This window comes from Streptomyces sp. NPDC042100, assembly GCF_055582325.1.
Window position 1 is genome coordinate 38,148 of record NZ_JBVJDK010000021.1, and the last position, 16,772, is coordinate 54,919.

A 16,772-nucleotide genomic window follows, 5' to 3' on the forward strand; every position below is an offset into this window, starting at 1 on the left:
GCCCCCGGGCCCCGGCCCCCGGCCGGCTCAGGGCCGGTGGAACCTGACCTCCGGGTGCAGCGGGCTCGGCCCCGCGAGGAGGGGTTCGGAGCGGCCGCGCAGGTGCCGGTCGAAGAAGGCGCCGACGTAGACGCGGGTGAGGGCCAGCGCCCGTTCGGCCTCGATGCCGCCGGTGGGCAGCCCGAAGCGGCGCTGGAGCACCGGCCCGTCCGAGAAGCTGAAGTGGTCCGTCCCAGCCACGGTCAGCCAGCGCTTCCAGCCGCCGAGCTGCGGCCAGGTGGCGTCCCAGGTGGCGTCCTGGCCGCCCGGCAGGTGCACCGCGTCGCCTGTGCCGAGCAGCAGGAACGGCCGCCCGCCCAGCCCCCCGGCGGGCAGGGTGTCCCAGAACGCGCCGTCCATGTTCACCCCGGCGTCGACGCGCCGGTCCGCGAGCATCGCGGTGGCCGCGCTCGCGCCGCCGATGGAGTGCCCGGCCATGCCGATCCTGCTCCGGTCGATGGCGCCCGCGTACCGCCAGGCGGGGCGCGGGCCGGTCAGCCGGTCGAGCAGGAAGCGCGTGTCCGCCGCGCGGGCGGCGGTGACGGTGCTCGGGGGCACGCCGTCCTCGTCGAGCGCCTCGCACGCCACACAGGTGAGGATCCGGCCGTCGGGCACGGCCGTGCCGTAGGACTCGTAGGCGTGGTCGACGGACGCCACGACGTAGCCGCGCGAGGCCAGGTCCTCGGCGAGGTGGGTGAGGGTGAACCGCGACACGCTGAAGCCGGGCGAGAGGACCACCAGGGGGTGACGGCCCGGCGCGGGCCGCACCCCGGTCTCGCTGTGCGTGGGCATCGCGGCCAGCGCGTGGGCCGCCGCCGGGTCCCCGACGCCGATGCCGCCCAGCAGCAGCCGGGCCTCCCCCTCGGTCGCGTACGGGGCGGGGGCGCCGTGCGAGCGGCGGGCCGCCGGGTAGTGGAGGGTCACCATCAGCTCGCGCCCGTCGGCCGTGGGCACCCAGGGGTCGCGGCGGGAGCGGTCGACGAGGTGCAGGACCGTGCTGCCGACGCGCTCCGGGCCGGTGGGCGCGGGCAGTTCGAGCGGGGCGGGCGTCGAGGCGCGGGCGGACGCGGCGGGCGCGGGCGCGGCGGCGGACGGCACCGCCGCCGGTAAGGCGAGGGCGCAGGCGAGGAGGGCGGCGGCGGCCGCCCGGGTCGTTGTGAGCATGGGGGCGACGCTACGGCGCCGGCACCGCCCGGCACGTCACCCCACGGTCGGACCCCGTGGCGGGGGCGTACACCGGAAGTCTGAGCGTTCCGCGTACGCTCGGCCCCGCTGCCCCATGCGCGACGAGGAGGACCCATGAACGCCCACGACGAAGGACGGCAGCAACTGGACGCGGCCAGCGTCGGCAACGCCCGCACCACGCTCGTCCAGCTGCTCGCCAGGGCCGGGGTCTACTCCGGCGACGCGGAGGAGCTGATCGGACTCGTCGAGGCCGGCGCCCTCGCGTTGGCCCACCAGGAGGTGGACGCGCTCGCGCGCCGGACGCCGCCGGGGGCGGACCCCGGCTACGGCTCGGGCTGGCGCGACGGGGCGAGGAGCGCGGCCGACGGGCTCGGCGGGATCGCCGAGGACGCCCTGCGCCGGGCCGTCGCGGCGGGCGTGCCGGAGCGGTCCGCCGACGAACGGCCGCCGGTCGGGCGGATGGAGCTGGAGCGGGCGAAGGTCGCGGTGCTGCCGCTGTACCTGTCGTTCACCGAGGTGTCCGACCTCGACCCCGAGGCGACCGACCAGGTCCTGAAGGCCGTCCTCGCCACCCGCACCTCACGCCAGCGGGCCGGGTATCCGGGGCGGCTCACGGAGTTCACGGACCGTCACCGGGCCCGCCTTGAGCGCCTGTTCGAGGCGTACGGGGCGGGCAGCGCCATCGCGGTCCACGGCCGCTACTCGCTCGTCCACTCCCCCACCAGCATCGCCGTCCTGGAGCGCCTGCTGGACGATCCGGAGCCGCTGCGGGCGGAGTGGGACGCCGCCGAGCTGCCGCCCGCCTGGCTCGACGGGCTGACGACGGCCTGGGAGCGGTCGGCCCCGGCGGAGTCGGCGGCCTGAAGGGCGACCTGAAGGACGGCCGGGGCACAGTCGAAGGACGGCCGAAGCCCGGCCGGAGCACGGCCGGAGCACGGCCGGAGGACGCTCAGCCGAAGCGGCCCTCCACGTAGTCGGCGGTACGGGGGTCGGCGGGGGCCGAGAACATGGCCGGGGTGGGGCCGTGCTCGACGATCGCGCCCGGGGTGCCCTGCTCGGCGAGGAAGAAGGCGCACTGGTCGGAGACCCGGGCGGCCTGCTGCATGTTGTGGGTGACGATCACGATGGTCACCTCGCGCGCGAGCTCGCGGATGGTCTCCTCGATCCGGCGGGTCGAGGTGGGGTCCAGGGCGGAGCAGGGCTCGTCCATGAGGAGCACCTTGGGCCGCACGGCGAGCGAGCGGGCGATGCACAGGCGCTGCTGCTGGCCGCCGGAGAGCGCGCCGCCGGGCTGCCGCAGCCGGTCCCTGACCTCCTTCCACAGGCCCGCCTTGGCCAGGCATTCCTCGACGAGGGCGTCCTTGGCCGCGCCACCGAGGCGGGTGCCGGTGAGCTTGAGGCCGGCGGTGACGTTGTCGTAGATCGACATGGCGGGGAACGGGTTGGGCTTCTGGAAGACCATGCCCACCGTCCGCCGCGCGTCGGTCAGCCGCTGCCCCGCCGCGTACACGTCCGCGCCGTCGACGAGGACCTCCCCGGCGAGGGAGGCGGCGGGGACGAGCTCGTGCATCCGGTTGAGGATCCGCAGGAAGGTCGACTTGCCGCAGCCGGACGGGCCGATGAGGGCGGTGACCAGCCCGGCGGGCATGGTCAGCGACACCCGGTCGAGGACCTTCCGCTCGCCGAACCAGGCCGAGATCAGGCGTGCTTCGAGCGTCGCCCCGGTCGCCCCGTCCCGGACATCCGGGAGCGCCGGGAGCGCCGGGAGCGGGAGCGTGGTCTCGGTGGGGAGGGTCGTCTGTTCGGTCACGGCACGTCCTTCGGTCGGGTCGCACAGGTCGTACGCATCGGGCTGGTCGTACGCGTCGGGCCGGTCGTCCCGGTCACAGCAGGCCGGGCAGGAGCAGGAGCAGGTGGTCGGCGGTGGCCAGGCCGAGGGCGCCGAGCAGCGGGACGCCCACGACCCAGGCGTGCCGGCGGCCCCAGCGGGCGTGGGCCCAGGCGAGGGCGGCGGCCGCGAGGAGCAGGGCCTGGCCCCACAGGACGAGCGGCAGCCACGCGGACCGCTGGGCGGCCATCGGCTTCTCGTCCTCGGGCAGCGCGCCGGGCCGCACGGCGGGCGCCGGGGTGGGCTGCGGGTCCGAGACCAGGTCGGCGTCCACCCGCAGCACGCCGTGGGGCATGTACGGCGTGCCGTCGGCGGTGACGAGGGTGAGCCGGCCCCGGCCCGCCGCCGGGGCGGGCGGCTGGGGGTCGCCGGCCCGGCGCGGGCCGATGACCCGGTAGCGGTGGGTGCCCTGGCCGGTGATGACGGTGATCGTGTCGCCGGTGCTCAGTTCGCCGAGCCGCCGGAAGGGACCCCCGTAGGCGGCCTGGCGGCCCATGACGACGCTGGTCCCGGCCTGGCCCGGCAGGGGGGTGTCCCGGCGGTGGCCCGGGCCCCTGGTCAGGCCCTCGGCGGTGGTGCCCTCGCCGATCACCTCGCGCAGCCGCAGCGCCGGGATCTCCAGGACGGCCACTGGTTCGCCGGGCTCGGGGGCCCGGCCGCCGCCCGCCGACGCGCCCACCGGGGCGACGCCGTTGGCGAGGGCGGCGCGGAAGGCGGCGTAGTCGACCTGCCGGTCGCGGGCCTGCCGCAGGTCGCTGACGAGGCCCGCGTCGACGACGAGCCCGAGCAGCAGGGCGGCGAGGATGCCGAGCGCGGCCCCGGCGACGCGCAGCCGGGGCCCGGCCCCCGGGGGTGCCGGGCGGGCCGCCCCGCCCCCGGGGGCCGCCCGGGGGCCGGCCGCCGGGGGCGGGGTGGGAACGGGCGCCGTGGCCGTGGTCATCCGATCCTCACCGCGGCGGAGGTGGCGGTGCCCTTGGCGTAGCCGGGGCGGGCGGCGGTGACGGTCACGGTGAGGCGGTGGCCCCGGTCGGCGCGGGTCGCGGTGTAGGTGGCGCGGGTGGCGCCGCCGATGACCCGGCCGTCGCGCTTCCACACGTAGGTGTACGTGGTGGCGGCGGGCGTCCAGCCGCCGGGCTTGGCCGTCTGCCGGTACCCGGCCTTGTGGGTGCCGGCGACGCTCGGCTTCGTGACGTTGCGCGGGGCCGGGCCGAGGGCCACGAGCGGGGCGGGGCTGGTGGAGAGGGTGCTGCCGGTGGTGTTGACGGCCTTGGCGCGGCAGGCGACGCGGTGCGGCTGGTCGGCGGCGACGAGGGCGCGGGTGCGTCCGGTGGCGCCCGCGACGGGCACGCCGTCGCGCAGCCAGGCGTAGCTCACGGAGGCGGCGCCGCCGAAGATGACGGCGCAGGTGACGGTGGAGCCGACCCGTGCGGTGCCGGTGACCTTGGCGGGGGTGAGCAGCGCCGGGGGCTTGATCGTGACGGTGAGGGCGAGCGGGGCGGTCGTGGAGGGCGCGTGGACCGCCGGGTCGGCCGGGGTGAACTCGGCCTTCAGGGCGTGGGCTCCGACGGCGAGGGCGGCGGTGGTGAGGGCGGCCGTGCCCGCGGTGACGGGCACCGGGGCGCCGAGCGCGGTGGTGCCGTCGAGGAAGCGGACGGTGCCGGTCGCGGCGGCGGGGGCGACGGTCGCGGTCAGCTTGACGGGCGTGCCCTGGACGACCGCTCCGGCCGGGTTCGCCGCGAGGGTGGTGGTGGTCGCGGTGACCGGCGCGGTGCTGCGGTAGGCGGTGTTGGAGGTGAACCAGATCGGGGCGGCGAAGTCGCCGTACGTCGCGGAGCCGAACGCCGCCCGGCAGGTGAGGGTGAAGTCGTAGCGGCCCTGGAGGGTGGTGAACCCGGCGGTGGCGGCGTAGTCCCGCATGGTCTGCGTCAGGGGGACGACGATGCCGCCGCCGGGGGCCGTCGCGTACGTGGCGATGGGCGAGTTGCTGACGACGATCTGGCCGTCGGCGGGGAAGCCCGAGCCCTTCACGCCCACGATGAGGTGGGTGGCGGCGTCGGGGCAGGGGGCGCCTGTGGTGAGGGTGATGCCGCTGGTGTCCGTGCCGGTGGCGGGGGTCACCTCCAGCGTGCCGGGGGCGTCGGCGTGGGCGGCGGCGCCCGTGCCGAGGCCGAGGGCCCCGGCCGCGAGGACGGCGACGAGGCCGGCCGTCAGGGGGCGGCGTACCGCCTGGGGGATGCGCATGGTGTCGTCCTTCGCTTCCGTGGTGCGGGCGGCTCAGGCCTGGGGCAGGTCGGTGGCGGGGAAGTCCTCGTGGCGGCGGGCGCGGCGGACCAGGACGACTCCGGCGAGGACGAGGGCGGCGGACAGGGCGCCGAGCGCCCCGGCCTGCGCGCCGGTGCTGGCGAGGGTGCCTCGGCCGCCGGAGGAGCCGCCGGCGACCTGGGTGGAGACGTCCTGGGAGCCGCCGCCCGTGGCGCCGCCGTCGGCGGAGGCGGTGGCGGTCGGGGAGGCCGTGTCGGTGGGCGAGGCGGTGTCGGTGGGCGTGGGGCTGTCGGTGGGCGTCGCCGTGTCCGTCGGGGAGGCGGTGGCGGTGGGCGAGGCGGTGTCGGTCGGCGTGGTCGTGGCCGTCGGCGTGGGGGTGTCCGAGGGGGTGGCGGTGGTGGTGGGCGGGGTGGTCGGCAGGGCCGGGTCGGTGTTCCTGTAGGCGGTGTCGGAGGTGAACCAGACCGGGGCGGCGAAGTCGCCGAGGCTGGTGCCGTTGAACGCCTTGCGGCAGGTGAGGGTGAAGTCGTAGCGGCCCTGGAGGGTGGTGAACCCGGCGGTGCTGGCGTAGTCCCGCATGGTCTGCGTCAGCGGCACGACGATGCCGCCGTTCGGCACGGTGGAGTACGCGGTGATCGGCGAGTTGCTGACCACGTTCTGGCCGTCGGCCGGGAAGCCGGAGCCCTTGACGGCCACGATGAGGTGGGTGGCGTCGGCCGGGCAGGCCCCGGCGGTGGTGAGCGTGATCCCGCTGGTGTCGGTGCCGGTCGCGGGCGTCACCGTGAGGACGCCGGGGGCGTCGGCGGCGTGGGCGGACTGCGCCTGGGCGAGGAGCCCGGCGCTGACGAGCAGTCCGGCGGTGCCGAAGGCGGCGACGAGGGTGCCGACGCGGGCGCCGGTCCTGGCGGACCCGCGCGGGGTCCGGGTGGTGGTGGACACGTTCTCTCCCTGGAGGACGGAGGGGGTGGTGGGCTGGATCGGTGGTTCAGGTGGCGGCGGGTGCGTCGCCGGCGGGCCGCCGTCGGCCGCGCGCCCACAGCGCCGCGCCCGCGACGAGCGCGAGCAGCGCGACGCCGAAGCCGGTCGCCGACCAGGCGGTGAGGGCGCCGCCTGACGCCGGGGCGGCGGGGGCGGGCGCGGCGGCCGGGCGGGGGACGGGCGGCGGGACGGCGCCGGTCGCGGCGGGGAGCGGGGCCACGGCGGGTCCGGTGGGCGTGCGGATCGCGGTGCCGTCCTGGTAGGAGCTCGCCGTGGTGAACCGCAGGGTGCCGGTGAACTCGCGCGCTCCGGTGGCCTGGAAGGCTCCCTGGAGGCAGCTGACGGTGAAGGAGTAGCCGCCGCGCAGGGTGGTGAACCCGGCGGTGGCGGCGTAGTCCCGCAGGGTGGCGAGGAGCGGCACGGACAGGCCGCCGCCGGGGACGCGCGCGTAGGTGCCGACCGGGGCGTTGCCGACGACGATCTGTCCGCCGCGCGCGAACCCGGCGCCGGAGACGCGGGCGATGACGTGGGTGGTGCGGGCGGGGCAGGGCGCGTCGGTGACGAGGGTGAGGGGCTGGGTGTCCGCCCCGCTCGGCGGCAGCACGGCGAGCGCGCCCGCGGCGGCAGGGGCCGGGGCGGCGTCGGCCGCGCGGGCCGGGGCGGCGGACGTCCCGGTCGCGGCCGTCGCGGCGGCCAGCAGCACCGCCGCCGTGGCGACGGCCGGCCGCCGGGGGCGCGGCGGGGTGCGGGCCGGTTCGTCCCGGGCGGCGCGCGCCCGGCGCCGGCGGCGCACGGTCAGCGCGGCGGTGGCGGCGGCGAGCAGGAGCAGCAGCGCCAGGGAGGCCCAGGGCACGGCGGTGAAGCCGGCGGTGCGGGTGACGCGGGGCAGGATCCGGTGCCGGACGTCGCCGCGTACGGGCGCGGGGTCGACCGTGACGGTCGTCGTGTCCGAGAAGGCGGGCAGCACGCCGGTGGCCGTGGTGGTGACCTTCAGGCTGTCGCCGGGCAGGAGTTCGGGGACGTCGCGGAGCTTCGGCACGTCGGCCGTGCCGCCGAGCGGGTCGCGGACCTCGACGCTCTGCCGGGCGGCGAGCCGCACGTTGCCGGTGTTGCGCAGGGTGTACGTGACGGTCGCCTCGCCCGTGCCGAAGGGGTTGGGCGTGCCGTGGTAGCCGGTGGTGAGGTCCTCGACGGCGAGCCGGGGGGCGAGTTCGCCGGCGACGCGGACGTAGATCCGGGCGCCGACCCGCTGGTCGACGGCGACCTCGCTGCCCTTGCGGTCGGTCGTGAGCGCCGACAGGGAGGCGACGATGCCGCCGGTGTGGTCGCCGGGGGTCGCCCCGGGGGGCACGGTCAGCGTGAACGGGACGATGGTGCGGGAGCGGGCGGGCACGGTGACCTGGCCGGCGCGCGGCCGGACCCAGGCGCCGACGCCGGTGGGCCGCCGGGCCGCCGCGTACAGGTCGAAGCCGCCGTCGGCGGTGGTGAAGGCGTCCTGGGCGTAGACGCGCAGGGTGAGCGGTGCGGTGCCGTAGTTGAAGACGGCGATGTGGTCCTCGACGACGGCGCCGGGGGTGGCTCCGTACGAGAAGTGGGGCCGCGCGTCGGGCTTCTTCGCGGTCGAGGGCTGGACGCCGAAGGTGGTGCGCCCGGTGCCCTTGCCGGGTGTCGCGTCGCCGGGCAGGGCGGGGTACGCGGGCGCGGCGGCCGGGGTGTGGGCCGCCGGTGCCACGGCGGGCTCGGCCGCGGCGGGGGCGGCCGGCAGGGCTGCGAGGAGGCAGGCCGCGAGGGCGGCGGCGAGGCGGCGGGCCGGGATGGTGGTCATGTCGGGGCGTCCGTTCGAGCGCGGGCGGGACCGGTGCGCGGAGGGGCCGGTGGCCGGGACGGGCTGGGGGCCCGTCCCGGCCGGCGGGTCAGATGGCCGTCAGGGTGAGGGTCGCGGTGTAGGTGCCGGCCGCGGTCGAGGTCGGCGCGTTGAGGGCCAGGTCGGCGCCGAGGTGGGCGGTGCCGAGCCCGGTGCCGGTGGCGAGGGAGCGGGAGGACTTGAGTCCGGCGGTGCCGGGGTCGCCCGGGGCGAGGCCCGCTCCGGCGGCGACCGGCGCCCCGGGCGTCACGCTCTGCGCGGCGCCCTTGTCGACGACCTTGGGCGTCCAGCCGAGGTTCTGGCCGTTGACGCGGTGGGTGCCGCCGTCGGAGAAGTCGGTGACCTGTCCGCTGACGGACCAGCCGGGGTTGCCCGCCCGGGTGTCGGTGAGCGTCACCGGGTTGATCGCGCCGGTGGTGGCGAGGAGGTCGCCGCCGCTGGTGAGCGCCGGGGACGGCAGGGTGACGTTCGGGTTGTCGACGCTGATGACGAGGGCGCCGGACTGGACGGTGGTGGTGATGTTCTGGGAGGCGGTGACGCCCTTGAAGGAGCCGATCACATAGGGCACGGCGCCGGAGGCGGAGGTGGTGAAGGCGGCGCTGTCGGCCGGGACGAAGACGGCCGTGAGGGAGTGGTCGCCGGAGGGCAGGGCGCTGGTGGTGAACGCGGCCCGGCCGCCGGAGACGGGCACGGTGGCGAGCGTGGTGGTGGCGGCGCCGACGGTGTCCTGGAACTTCACGGAGCCGGCCGCGGCGGCGGGCGACACCGTGGCGGTGAGGGCGACCGGGCTGTACTGGTCCGCCGTACCGGCCGGGGAGACGGCGAGCGCGGTGGTGGTGGCGGTCGCCGGGGCCGCGTCGACGGTGTAGGAGACACCGGCGGAGACGGAGGCGTTGTAGGCGGTGCTCGCCGGGGTGAACGCGGCGGTGAGGGTGTGGCCGCCTCGGGTCAGGGCGCTGGTGGTGAGCGCGGCCCGGCCGCCGGTGACCGAGACGGGGGCGCCGAGCGCGGTGCCGTTGTCGCGGAACTGGACGGTGCCGGCGGCTCCGGCGGGGCCGACGGTCGCGGTGAGGGTCACCGGGGTGGCCTCGGTGACGGGACCGGCCGGGGAGAGGGCCAGGGAGGTCGTGGTGTCGGTCTTCACGGCCGGATCGGTGTTCTGGTAGGCCGTGTTGGAGGTGAACCAGACCGCGCTGGAGAAGTCGCCGAGGCTGGTGCCGTTGAACGCCGTGCGGCAGGTGACGAGGAAGCCGTACTTGCCCGTCAGGTTGGTGAAGCCGGCCGTGTTGGCGTAGTCGCGCATGGTCTGCGAGAGCGGGATGACGAGCCCGCCGTCGGCGGTGGTGCCGTAGGCGGCGATCGGCGAGTTGCCGACCACGTTCTGACCGCTCGCCGGGAAGCCCGAACCGGTCACGGCGACGATGATGTTCGTGGCGCTCGGCGGGCAGGCGGCCGAGGTCGTCAGCGTCATGCTGGAGGTGTCGGCGCCGGTGGCCGGGGTGACGGCCGCGGTGCCGGTCTCGGCGGCCCGCGCCGAGGGGGCGAGGGCGAGGCCGCCCGCCAGTACCGCCACGAGACTCGCGAGGCCCCCTGCGAGGGTCCGCGAGAACGTTCTGTTCCGCACAGTCGTGCGCTCCTTCTCGGAAGGTCCGGAAGTTCCGGGAGTTACGGGGATTCCGGGAGTTGCGGGAGTTGCGGGAGTGGACGGACGGGTCAGGGGGTCTGCTTGGTGGTGTCGCCGCAGTTCGGGTTGGTGGCGAAGCCGTAGGTGTTGATCACGCCCTGCTGCTGGCAGACGAGGGAGCCGGAGCCGACGAAGACGGTGCTCCAGGGCGCGGTGCCCAGCTTGCTGGTGGGGATGACGTTGTAGACGTCGCGCTTCACGCCGAAGCCGTTGTTGAGGACGGTCGGGGCGATGCCGTCGACGCTGCCGAGGAGGGCCCGGCCGCGCAGGTCGGCGATGGTCTGCGAGCTCTGCGCGTTGTACTGGGCGATGGAGAACGGCACGATCGACTTGTCGTCGAGGACGCGGCCGTCGTGCTCCTGGACCGGGGCGCCGTTCTTGGTGTCCTTGATGCACGGGTAGACGCCGGCGACGACGTCGGCCTCGGTGATGCCCATCTGGGACTCCCAGAAGCTGCGGGTACCGGAACCGGCCTGCGGCAGGTAGACGGTGAGCCCGAAGTTGGGCGCGGTGCCCACGTAGTCGGGGTTACAGTGGTAGATCGCCTTGAGGTCGTTCAGGGTGAGCTTGCGCGGCACGGTGCTGGTGGGGGTGACCGCGTAGCTGACGGCGTCCACGGCGAACGGCACGTAGGTGAGGCCGGGGCTGGCCGCGCCGAGGTTGAGGCTGGAGGAGCGGGCGAAGTCCAGGCAGCCGTTGTTCGCCTGGAGGGAGTTGAGCAGCGCGGTGCGGCCGGCGCCGGAGCCGTTGGGGCGGGCGATGGTGCAGCCGGGGGTGGTGGCGGGGTCCTTGGTGGTGATCTGGGCCGAGCCGGTGGCGTCGTAGGAGCCGATGACCTTGGTGCCGTTGATGGTGATGGCGTTGGCCAGGCCGTTCATCACGTCCTGGGTGGTGTCGGAGCCGACGCCGGAGAGCTGGCGGTAGGCGGGCGTGCCGGAGGGGTCGGCGGCGGCCTGGGTGGCGGTGACGATGCCGGTGAGCAGACCGGCGATGCCGACGGCGGCGACTGCGGTCAGGGACTTGTTCACGTGCGGTACCTCTCGGGTTAGGCTTCCGCCCGGGCGGTGGTGCCCGGCGCGGTGGATCGGACAGTTCGTTGGCGCGGACCTGTCGTGGGATTCGCTAAGGCGCTGCGGGCATCACCTCCCTTGCTCTCCGGGCGACTTGGCGGCCTCGCGCCGGTGCCGGAGGGCGGCGGCGAGACGGGGGGCGACCCTCGGCAGGAGCGGCCCGCAGACGGCCGCGGCGAGCCCCGCGACGAGGGCGATCAGGAGGGCGTAGCGGACCGCGCCGAGGGCCTGTTCCGGGGTGATCCCGAGCGCTCCGCCGGAGGCGGCGACGGGGACCGGCGCGCCGGACGAGGGGCGGGCGGCGGGCGGGGCGGCGGACGCGGACGTCCCGCCGGTGGCGCCGGTGTTCGCGCCCCGCGCCTGGTCGCCGCCGGAGGAGCCGGAGCCGCCGGACGAGCCGCCGCCGGAGCTCGTGCCGCCGCTGCCGCCGGACGAGCCGCCGGTGGTGGTGCCGCCGACCGGCGGGGGGACGGCGCGGGAGGCGACGGCCGCCGCGGCGGTGCGGGTCTCGGCGCGCAGGGCGGCGGGCAGCGGGGCGTATCCCTCGGGCAGGGTGCCGGCCGCGACGCCGGGCCGCTGCCCGTCGCCCGCCGCGTACCGCAGCAGGGCCGCGTAGTCCTGGCCCGCGCGCGCGGTGAGGCGTTCGGGGACGGTCGCCGCGTAGGTGAGCAGGGTGAGCGGGTAGGCGTCGCGGACGCGGGCGGCCGGGTCGGGCAGCCGGACGCCGCTGGCGGGGTCGCGGCGCATGGCGGCCTGCCCGGCGAGCAGTCCCTTGGCGTCGGGTCCGACGAACTCCCCGGCGGCGTTGCGCAGTCGGGCGGTCACGAGGCCGTAGCGGGCCGCGGTGGCGGTGTCGGCGAGGGCGAGGACGGCGCGGCGTCCGGCGGGCTGCGGCGGGTTCTTCTTGTAGCCGGGCGGGCTGGCGGTGCCGTCCCAGGTCGCGCGGGCGAGCGTGTCGCCGCGGGCGGCGGCGCGGGCCGCGGTCCGCATGTCGACGGTGTACGGGTGCTTGTCCTGGATGCACAGCGGCTGGGCGGGGTGGTCGTCGAAGTGCTGGCAGAACGGGTCGCTCTTGGGGTACGCGTTGCGCGGCAGCTTCAGCCCGCGGTAGTGCGGGTTGACCTTCATGCCCGCGTTGCCGGCCTCGCCGTACCGCCCCCGGTCGTCGGGGGTGCCGTCGAGGAACTCGCGGGCAGCCGGGTCCTGGTCGATCCAGTTCCACAGCTCCCAGGCGGCGTCGGACAGGGCCTCGGGGACGAGGATGTCGCCGAGGGAGCCGCCGAAGTCGAGGTTCCGGTAGGTCGGGTTGAGGCGCAGGAACTCCGGGTCGTGGCCGAGGTTGGCGGGGTTGCCCTCGGTGCTGGGGGCGAAGCGGGAGTTGCCGTCCGGGTAGGACTCGGTGAGGAGTTTGGCGACCAGCCGGGGGGTGAGGTCCAGCGAGGTGAGCCGGGTGCCGTCGCGGTCCTTGACCTGGTCGGGGGCGTTGTAGCCGGCCTGGCTCTCGATGAAGAAGCCGATGGTGAGGCCGGACAGGGCGACGGGGGCGTAGACGGGCTGGTGGACGGGCTGGGCGCCGGTGCGGATCTGGTTGGCGGAGGCGGGGCGGCCGACGAAGACCAGGCCGGGGCTGCCGGAGACGAGTTTGGCGCGGGCGGTGTCGTCGGTGACCTGGGCGTAGCCGTAGATGGTGCGGCCGCCGGACTGGCAGAGCGCGGGCTGCCAGCGGGAGACGGCCTCGGCGACGGGTTCGTGGCCGAGGGTGCCGCGTTCGGAGGCGCCGATCGGGCAGAAGCTGCCGGTGGGTTCGAAGCGCAGGGGGACGACGAGGCGGTGGGTCCAGTTGCTCGCGCTGAGCGGGGAGGACTGGAGCATCCCGCTGGGCTGCGCGGTGTAGGCGGAGCCGTCGACCTCGGTCCGGCCGCGCGGCACGACGACCAGCCAGCAGGAGCGCCCCTCGGTGGCGCCGGAGGTCCCGGCGCGGACCTCGCCGCAGCCGAGACCGGGGGCCTCGACGCCGGTCTGGGTCTCGAACCAGACCTCGCCGGTGCCGTCGGGGCCGCTGCGGGCGTAGGGGACCTCGTTGCTGGTGGTCACGTCGTAGAAGTCGTTCCAGTTGCCCTTGGTGCTGGTGTCGCCGGTGACCGAGCGGAAGGGGACGTAGGCGATGCCCGTGCCGGTGGCCGGGGGCAGGGTCTGCGCCGGGTCCCGGAGCCGGCCGTAGGAGAGCTGGCGGGTGTTGGTGTAGGCCCCGGCGGCCTGGCTGCCGGCGCCCGCGCCGAGCGCGGAGGAGCCGCCGAACTGGCACTGGTCGGGCTCGGGGCCGGTGGCCGCGTCGCCCCAGCACTGCATGAGCTGGAGGTAGTCGGCGGCGTAGGTGGTGTCGGAGACGGTGGGGGCGGCGCCCCGCCAGCCGACCTTGACGACCTGGTCGACCAGGTTGCGGGTCTGGCCGACCGTCACCTTCAGTCCCGCGAAGGGGCCGGAGCCGGTGACGGTGACGGCGGAGCGGGTCTCGGCGGCCTGGGCGGGCGGCGGCGCGGAGAAGAGCACGGCGGTGCCCGCGAGGGTGAGCAGCACGAGGGCGAAGGCGGCGGCGGAGGCGGCCGCGAAGCGGCGCAGCGCGGCGGTCACGGGCGGTCTCGCTTCAGGCGGCGGGTGAGCAGCGGGGGGCCGACGGTGACGGCGAGCAGCAGCACCCCGGCCATGGCCATCAGGGCGGTGCGCAGGCCGCTGCCGATGTCCTGGGAGCTGGTGACGGGGACGGCGAAGGCGTCGGCGCCGCCGGGGCCCGCGGCCGGGCCGCCGGTGGTGGCGGCCTGTCCGGTGTCGGGGTCGACCGCTCCCCCGCCGGTCGCCGTGCCGCCGGTGCCGCCGCCCGCGGTGGAGCCGGTCCCGGTGGAGCCGGTGGTGCCGCCCGTGCCCGCGCCGCCGGTCCCGGATCCGGTGCCGCCGGTGGTGGTGCCGCCCGTGCCGGAGGCCGAGCCGGAGCCGCCGGTGCCGCCGGTGGCGGAGCCGCCGCCGACGTGGGTGGGGGTCTTGGCGCCGCCGGTGCCGGTGGCGCACTGGGCGGTGCCCTGCTTGTCGCAGGCGGGCGGGTAGGGGGCCTGCTTCACCAGGGTGTTGGTGCCGTCGGCGGAGAAGGTGGGGTTGTGGCAGTCCTTGAGGCTGATCCGTTCGACGTCGACGCCGGGGACGCGGCGGACCTGGTCGAGACCGGCCTTCACGAGGTTCACGGGCAGCGGCGAGTAGCCGAGGCTGTCGACGCTCTGCTGTCCCTGGCAGAGGAAGTAGTAGGCGAAGGCGCCGAGCGTCTTGCCCTTCTGGGCGTTGAAGTTCGACTCCAGCCTCGTCGGGATGATCATGTAGCTGTAGCTGGAGAGCGGATAGGCGCGCGGGTCGCGGTCGTTGTAGACGTCGTCGAGGATCTGGGTGAGGTAGCGGGGCGAGGAGGGGTTCTCGTCGATCCGCGCCTTGGTGAGGGCCACGGCGACGTTCTTCGCGGTGGGCTCGGTGTAGTACCCGGCCTTGTTCAGCACCTTGGCGACCGGGAAGCCGGTGGTGTAGACGGCGAAGGAGTACTCGACGTAGGTGAGGGTGCCGATGTGGCTCTCCTCGGCGACGTAGCCGGAGACGCCGTTGGAGCCGGACTGCCCGACGAAGCCGCTGCCCGCGACGAGCGGGTAGTTGGAGGTGGCGCCGCAGGGCGTGGAGCGGCCGGCGCGGGCGCAGTAGGTGTCCCAGAGGGCGGGGTACTGGCGGCTGAGCCAGGTGGTGAACTGCGCGGTGGTGCCGGAGCCGTCGGAGCGGACGACGGGGACGACCGGGCGGGCGGGCAGCGCGGCGGCGAGCGCCGGGTTGTCGGCCTTGATCGCGGGGTCGTTCCAGGTCTTGATCTGCCCGGTGAACATCTTGGCGACGACCTCGCCGGACAGGCGCAGGTTGGTGACCCGCTTGCCGCCGATGACGAGGTTGTACATGAAGGAGGTGCCGCCGGCGACGATCGGCATGTACGCGAAGTTCCGGGAGGGCGGCGAGTCGACGACGCCCGAGTCCTTGATGCCGTACGGGATCTCGGACACGGCGTAGTCGACGGTGCCGTTGCGGAACTGGTTGCGGCCGTCGGAGGAGCCGTTGCCGGTGTAGTTCACGGTCATGCCGTACTGCTTGACGTTGGCCCGCCACTGGTCGAGCGCGTTCTGGCTCCAGGTGGACCCGGCGCCCGAGACCGGCACGTACGTCGCGGCGGCGGCGGGCCGGGCGCCGGGCAGCGCGACACCGAGCAGCAGGGCGGTCAGGAGGACGAGGGCTGCCGCCGCACGCGTACGGAGGCGTGCGGGGGCGGCCGGAGGCGATCCGGGCATGACGGGGAACTCCTGGTCGGTGTCGGTGCGTCGCGGGGGACGGGCGGGGCGTACGGACAGGGGCGTACGGACAGGGGCGTACGGACAGGGGCGTACGGACAGGGGCGTACGGACAGGGGCGTACGGACAGGGGCGTACGGGCGGGGCGTGCGGGCGGGGCGGCTAGTCGGGCGGCGGTGCTCCGGCGGCGCGCGGTGCTCCGGCGGCGCCCGGGTCCGCCGGGTCCCCCGGGCCCGCGAGCGGCCGGGCACGGGCGGCCATGCGGGCGGCGTCGCGCCGGGAGGCCAGCACGCGGCGGTGCCGCTGGCCTCGGGTGAGCTCGCCGGGGGCGCGACCGCCGATCACCCGGGCGGCCACGAACAGCAGCAGCACCAGGGCCATCAGCAGGGCCGCCGCACCGAAGCCGCGGGCGATGAGCTGCGGCTGGGGCGAGCCGACGAGCTGGAAGGTGGCGAGCGGCAGCGAGACCTGGGGGCCGCTGAACGCGTTCAGGTTCAGGTCGGCGGTGGCGCCGGAGGTCAGCAGCACCGGCGAGGTCTCGCCGATGCCGCGCGCGGTGCCGAGGATGACGGCGGTGGTGAGTCCGGAGCGCGAGGTCGGCAGCACCACCGTCCACACCGTGCGCCACTGGCTCGCGCCCAGGGCGTAGGAGGCTTCGCGCAGCGAGCCCGGCACGAGCCGCAGGACCACGTCGGCGGCGCGGATGACGATGGGCAGCATCATCACGCCGAGCGCGAGGGAGGCGGCGGCGCCGGACTTGTCGAAGCCGAGCGCGAGGATGACGGTGGCGTAGACGAAGAGCCCGGCGACGATGGACGGTAGGGCCGTCATCGCCTCGACGACGGTCCGCACGAAGCGGGCGTAGCGGCCGGGCACCTCGTTGAGGAAGACGGCGCAGCCGAGGCCGAGCGGCACGGTGATGACGAGCGCGAGGGCGATCTGCTCCAGGGTGCCGACGACCGCGTGCAGCACGCCGCCGTCGGAGAGCGGCTGGAGCGGTCCGGTGCCGCTCATGTCCTCGGTGAGGAAGTTGAGGTGGACGAGGGCGGACCGGCCGCGCCACAGGGTGTAGCCGACGACGAGCAGCAGCGCGCCGAGCAGCAGCGCGGCGAGGCTCTGCCAGAGGACGGCGGCGACCTTGTCCCGTACCAGGGCGCCGGGTTCGTCGAGGGAGACGAGGACCGCGTACAGGCCGAGGAAGAGCAGGTAGGCGACGACGGCGAAGCCGAGGAGGGTGTCGAAGGGGGCGATCCAGACGAACAGCAGGGCGGTCAGGGCGAGCGAGCCCACGGCCGCGCCGGCGAGCGCGAGGAGGTCGGGGGCGCGGACGGCGGAGGTCGCGCGGCGGACCTCGGGGGTCCGGTCGGCGGGGCCGGGCGGGACGGGGCGGACGGTCGCGGGGGCGGCCGGGGGCGCGGCGGACAGGAGGTCGGACGTCATG

12 protein-coding genes are annotated in these 16,772 nt (G+C 76.1%); 1 reads left to right on the forward strand and 11 read right to left on the reverse strand.

Features of this window, described 5'->3' with window-relative positions:
* Positions 1-27: 27 nt before the first annotated feature.
* Complete coding sequence (locus ACZ6J5_RS32950; protein ID WP_469397592.1) at positions 28-1,203, reverse strand: alpha/beta hydrolase family protein; 1,176 nt, start codon at positions 1,201-1,203, stop codon at positions 28-30.
* 135 nt (positions 1,204-1,338) lie between these two features.
* Between ACZ6J5_RS32950 and ACZ6J5_RS32955 the strand changes: the two genes are divergently transcribed.
* On the forward strand, positions 1,339-2,088 hold the full coding sequence (locus ACZ6J5_RS32955) for a hypothetical protein (protein ID WP_469397593.1): 750 nt from the start codon (positions 1,339-1,341) through the stop codon (positions 2,086-2,088).
* Positions 2,089-2,173: 85 nt separating this feature from the next.
* Here the strand turns inward: ACZ6J5_RS32955 and ACZ6J5_RS32960 are convergent, their stop codons facing one another.
* The 10 genes from ACZ6J5_RS32960 to pstA all read right to left on the reverse strand — a co-directional run bounded on the left by ACZ6J5_RS32960 (position 2,174) and on the right by pstA (position 16,771).
* The gene (locus tag ACZ6J5_RS32960; RefSeq protein WP_469397639.1) at positions 2,174-2,926 is read right to left on the reverse strand and encodes a phosphate ABC transporter ATP-binding protein; all 753 of its coding nucleotides are present in this window, start codon (positions 2,924-2,926) and stop codon (positions 2,174-2,176) included.
* Positions 2,927-3,107: 181 nt separating this feature from the next.
* Positions 3,108-4,052 (reverse strand): sortase, encoded by a 945-nt coding sequence (locus tag ACZ6J5_RS32965; protein ID WP_469397595.1) that lies wholly within the window; start codon positions 4,050-4,052, stop codon positions 3,108-3,110.
* Entirely contained in the window at positions 4,049-5,353 is a 1,305-nt protein-coding gene (locus tag ACZ6J5_RS32970) for an Ig-like domain repeat protein (protein WP_469397597.1), read from the reverse strand. Before ACZ6J5_RS32970 ends, ACZ6J5_RS32965 begins: the two co-directional genes overlap by 4 nt.
* A 33-nt stretch (positions 5,354-5,386) precedes the next feature.
* Positions 5,387-6,313, reverse strand: a complete 927-nt coding sequence (locus ACZ6J5_RS32975; protein WP_469397599.1) for a hypothetical protein — start codon at positions 6,311-6,313, stop codon at positions 5,387-5,389.
* A 46-nt stretch (positions 6,314-6,359) separates the two neighbouring features.
* On the reverse strand, positions 6,360-8,177 hold the full coding sequence (locus ACZ6J5_RS32980; RefSeq protein ID WP_469397600.1) for a hypothetical protein: 1,818 nt from the start codon (positions 8,175-8,177) through the stop codon (positions 6,360-6,362).
* A gap of 88 nt (positions 8,178-8,265) precedes the next feature.
* Positions 8,266-9,840, reverse strand: coding sequence for an Ig-like domain-containing protein (locus ACZ6J5_RS32985; protein WP_469397601.1), 1,575 nt, complete (start codon positions 9,838-9,840; stop codon positions 8,266-8,268).
* Positions 9,841-9,929: 89 nt separating this feature from the next.
* Positions 9,930-10,928 (reverse strand): substrate-binding domain-containing protein, encoded by a 999-nt coding sequence (locus ACZ6J5_RS32990; RefSeq protein WP_469397603.1) that lies wholly within the window; start codon positions 10,926-10,928, stop codon positions 9,930-9,932.
* 111 nt (positions 10,929-11,039) lie between these two features.
* Positions 11,040-13,601 carry a hypothetical protein gene (locus tag ACZ6J5_RS32995; RefSeq protein ID WP_469397604.1) on the reverse strand — a complete coding sequence of 854 codons (2,562 nt, stop codon included), beginning with the start codon at positions 13,599-13,601 and terminating at the stop codon, positions 11,040-11,042.
* Complete coding sequence (gene pstS / locus ACZ6J5_RS33000) at positions 13,598-15,331, reverse strand: phosphate ABC transporter substrate-binding protein PstS (protein ID WP_469397606.1); 1,734 nt, start codon at positions 15,329-15,331, stop codon at positions 13,598-13,600. Before pstS ends, ACZ6J5_RS32995 begins: the two co-directional genes overlap by 4 nt.
* 162 nt (positions 15,332-15,493) lie before the next feature.
* On the reverse strand, positions 15,494-16,771 hold the full coding sequence (gene pstA / locus ACZ6J5_RS33005; protein WP_469397608.1) for a phosphate ABC transporter permease PstA: 1,278 nt from the start codon (positions 16,769-16,771) through the stop codon (positions 15,494-15,496).
* Position 16,772: the final 1 nt, after the last annotated feature.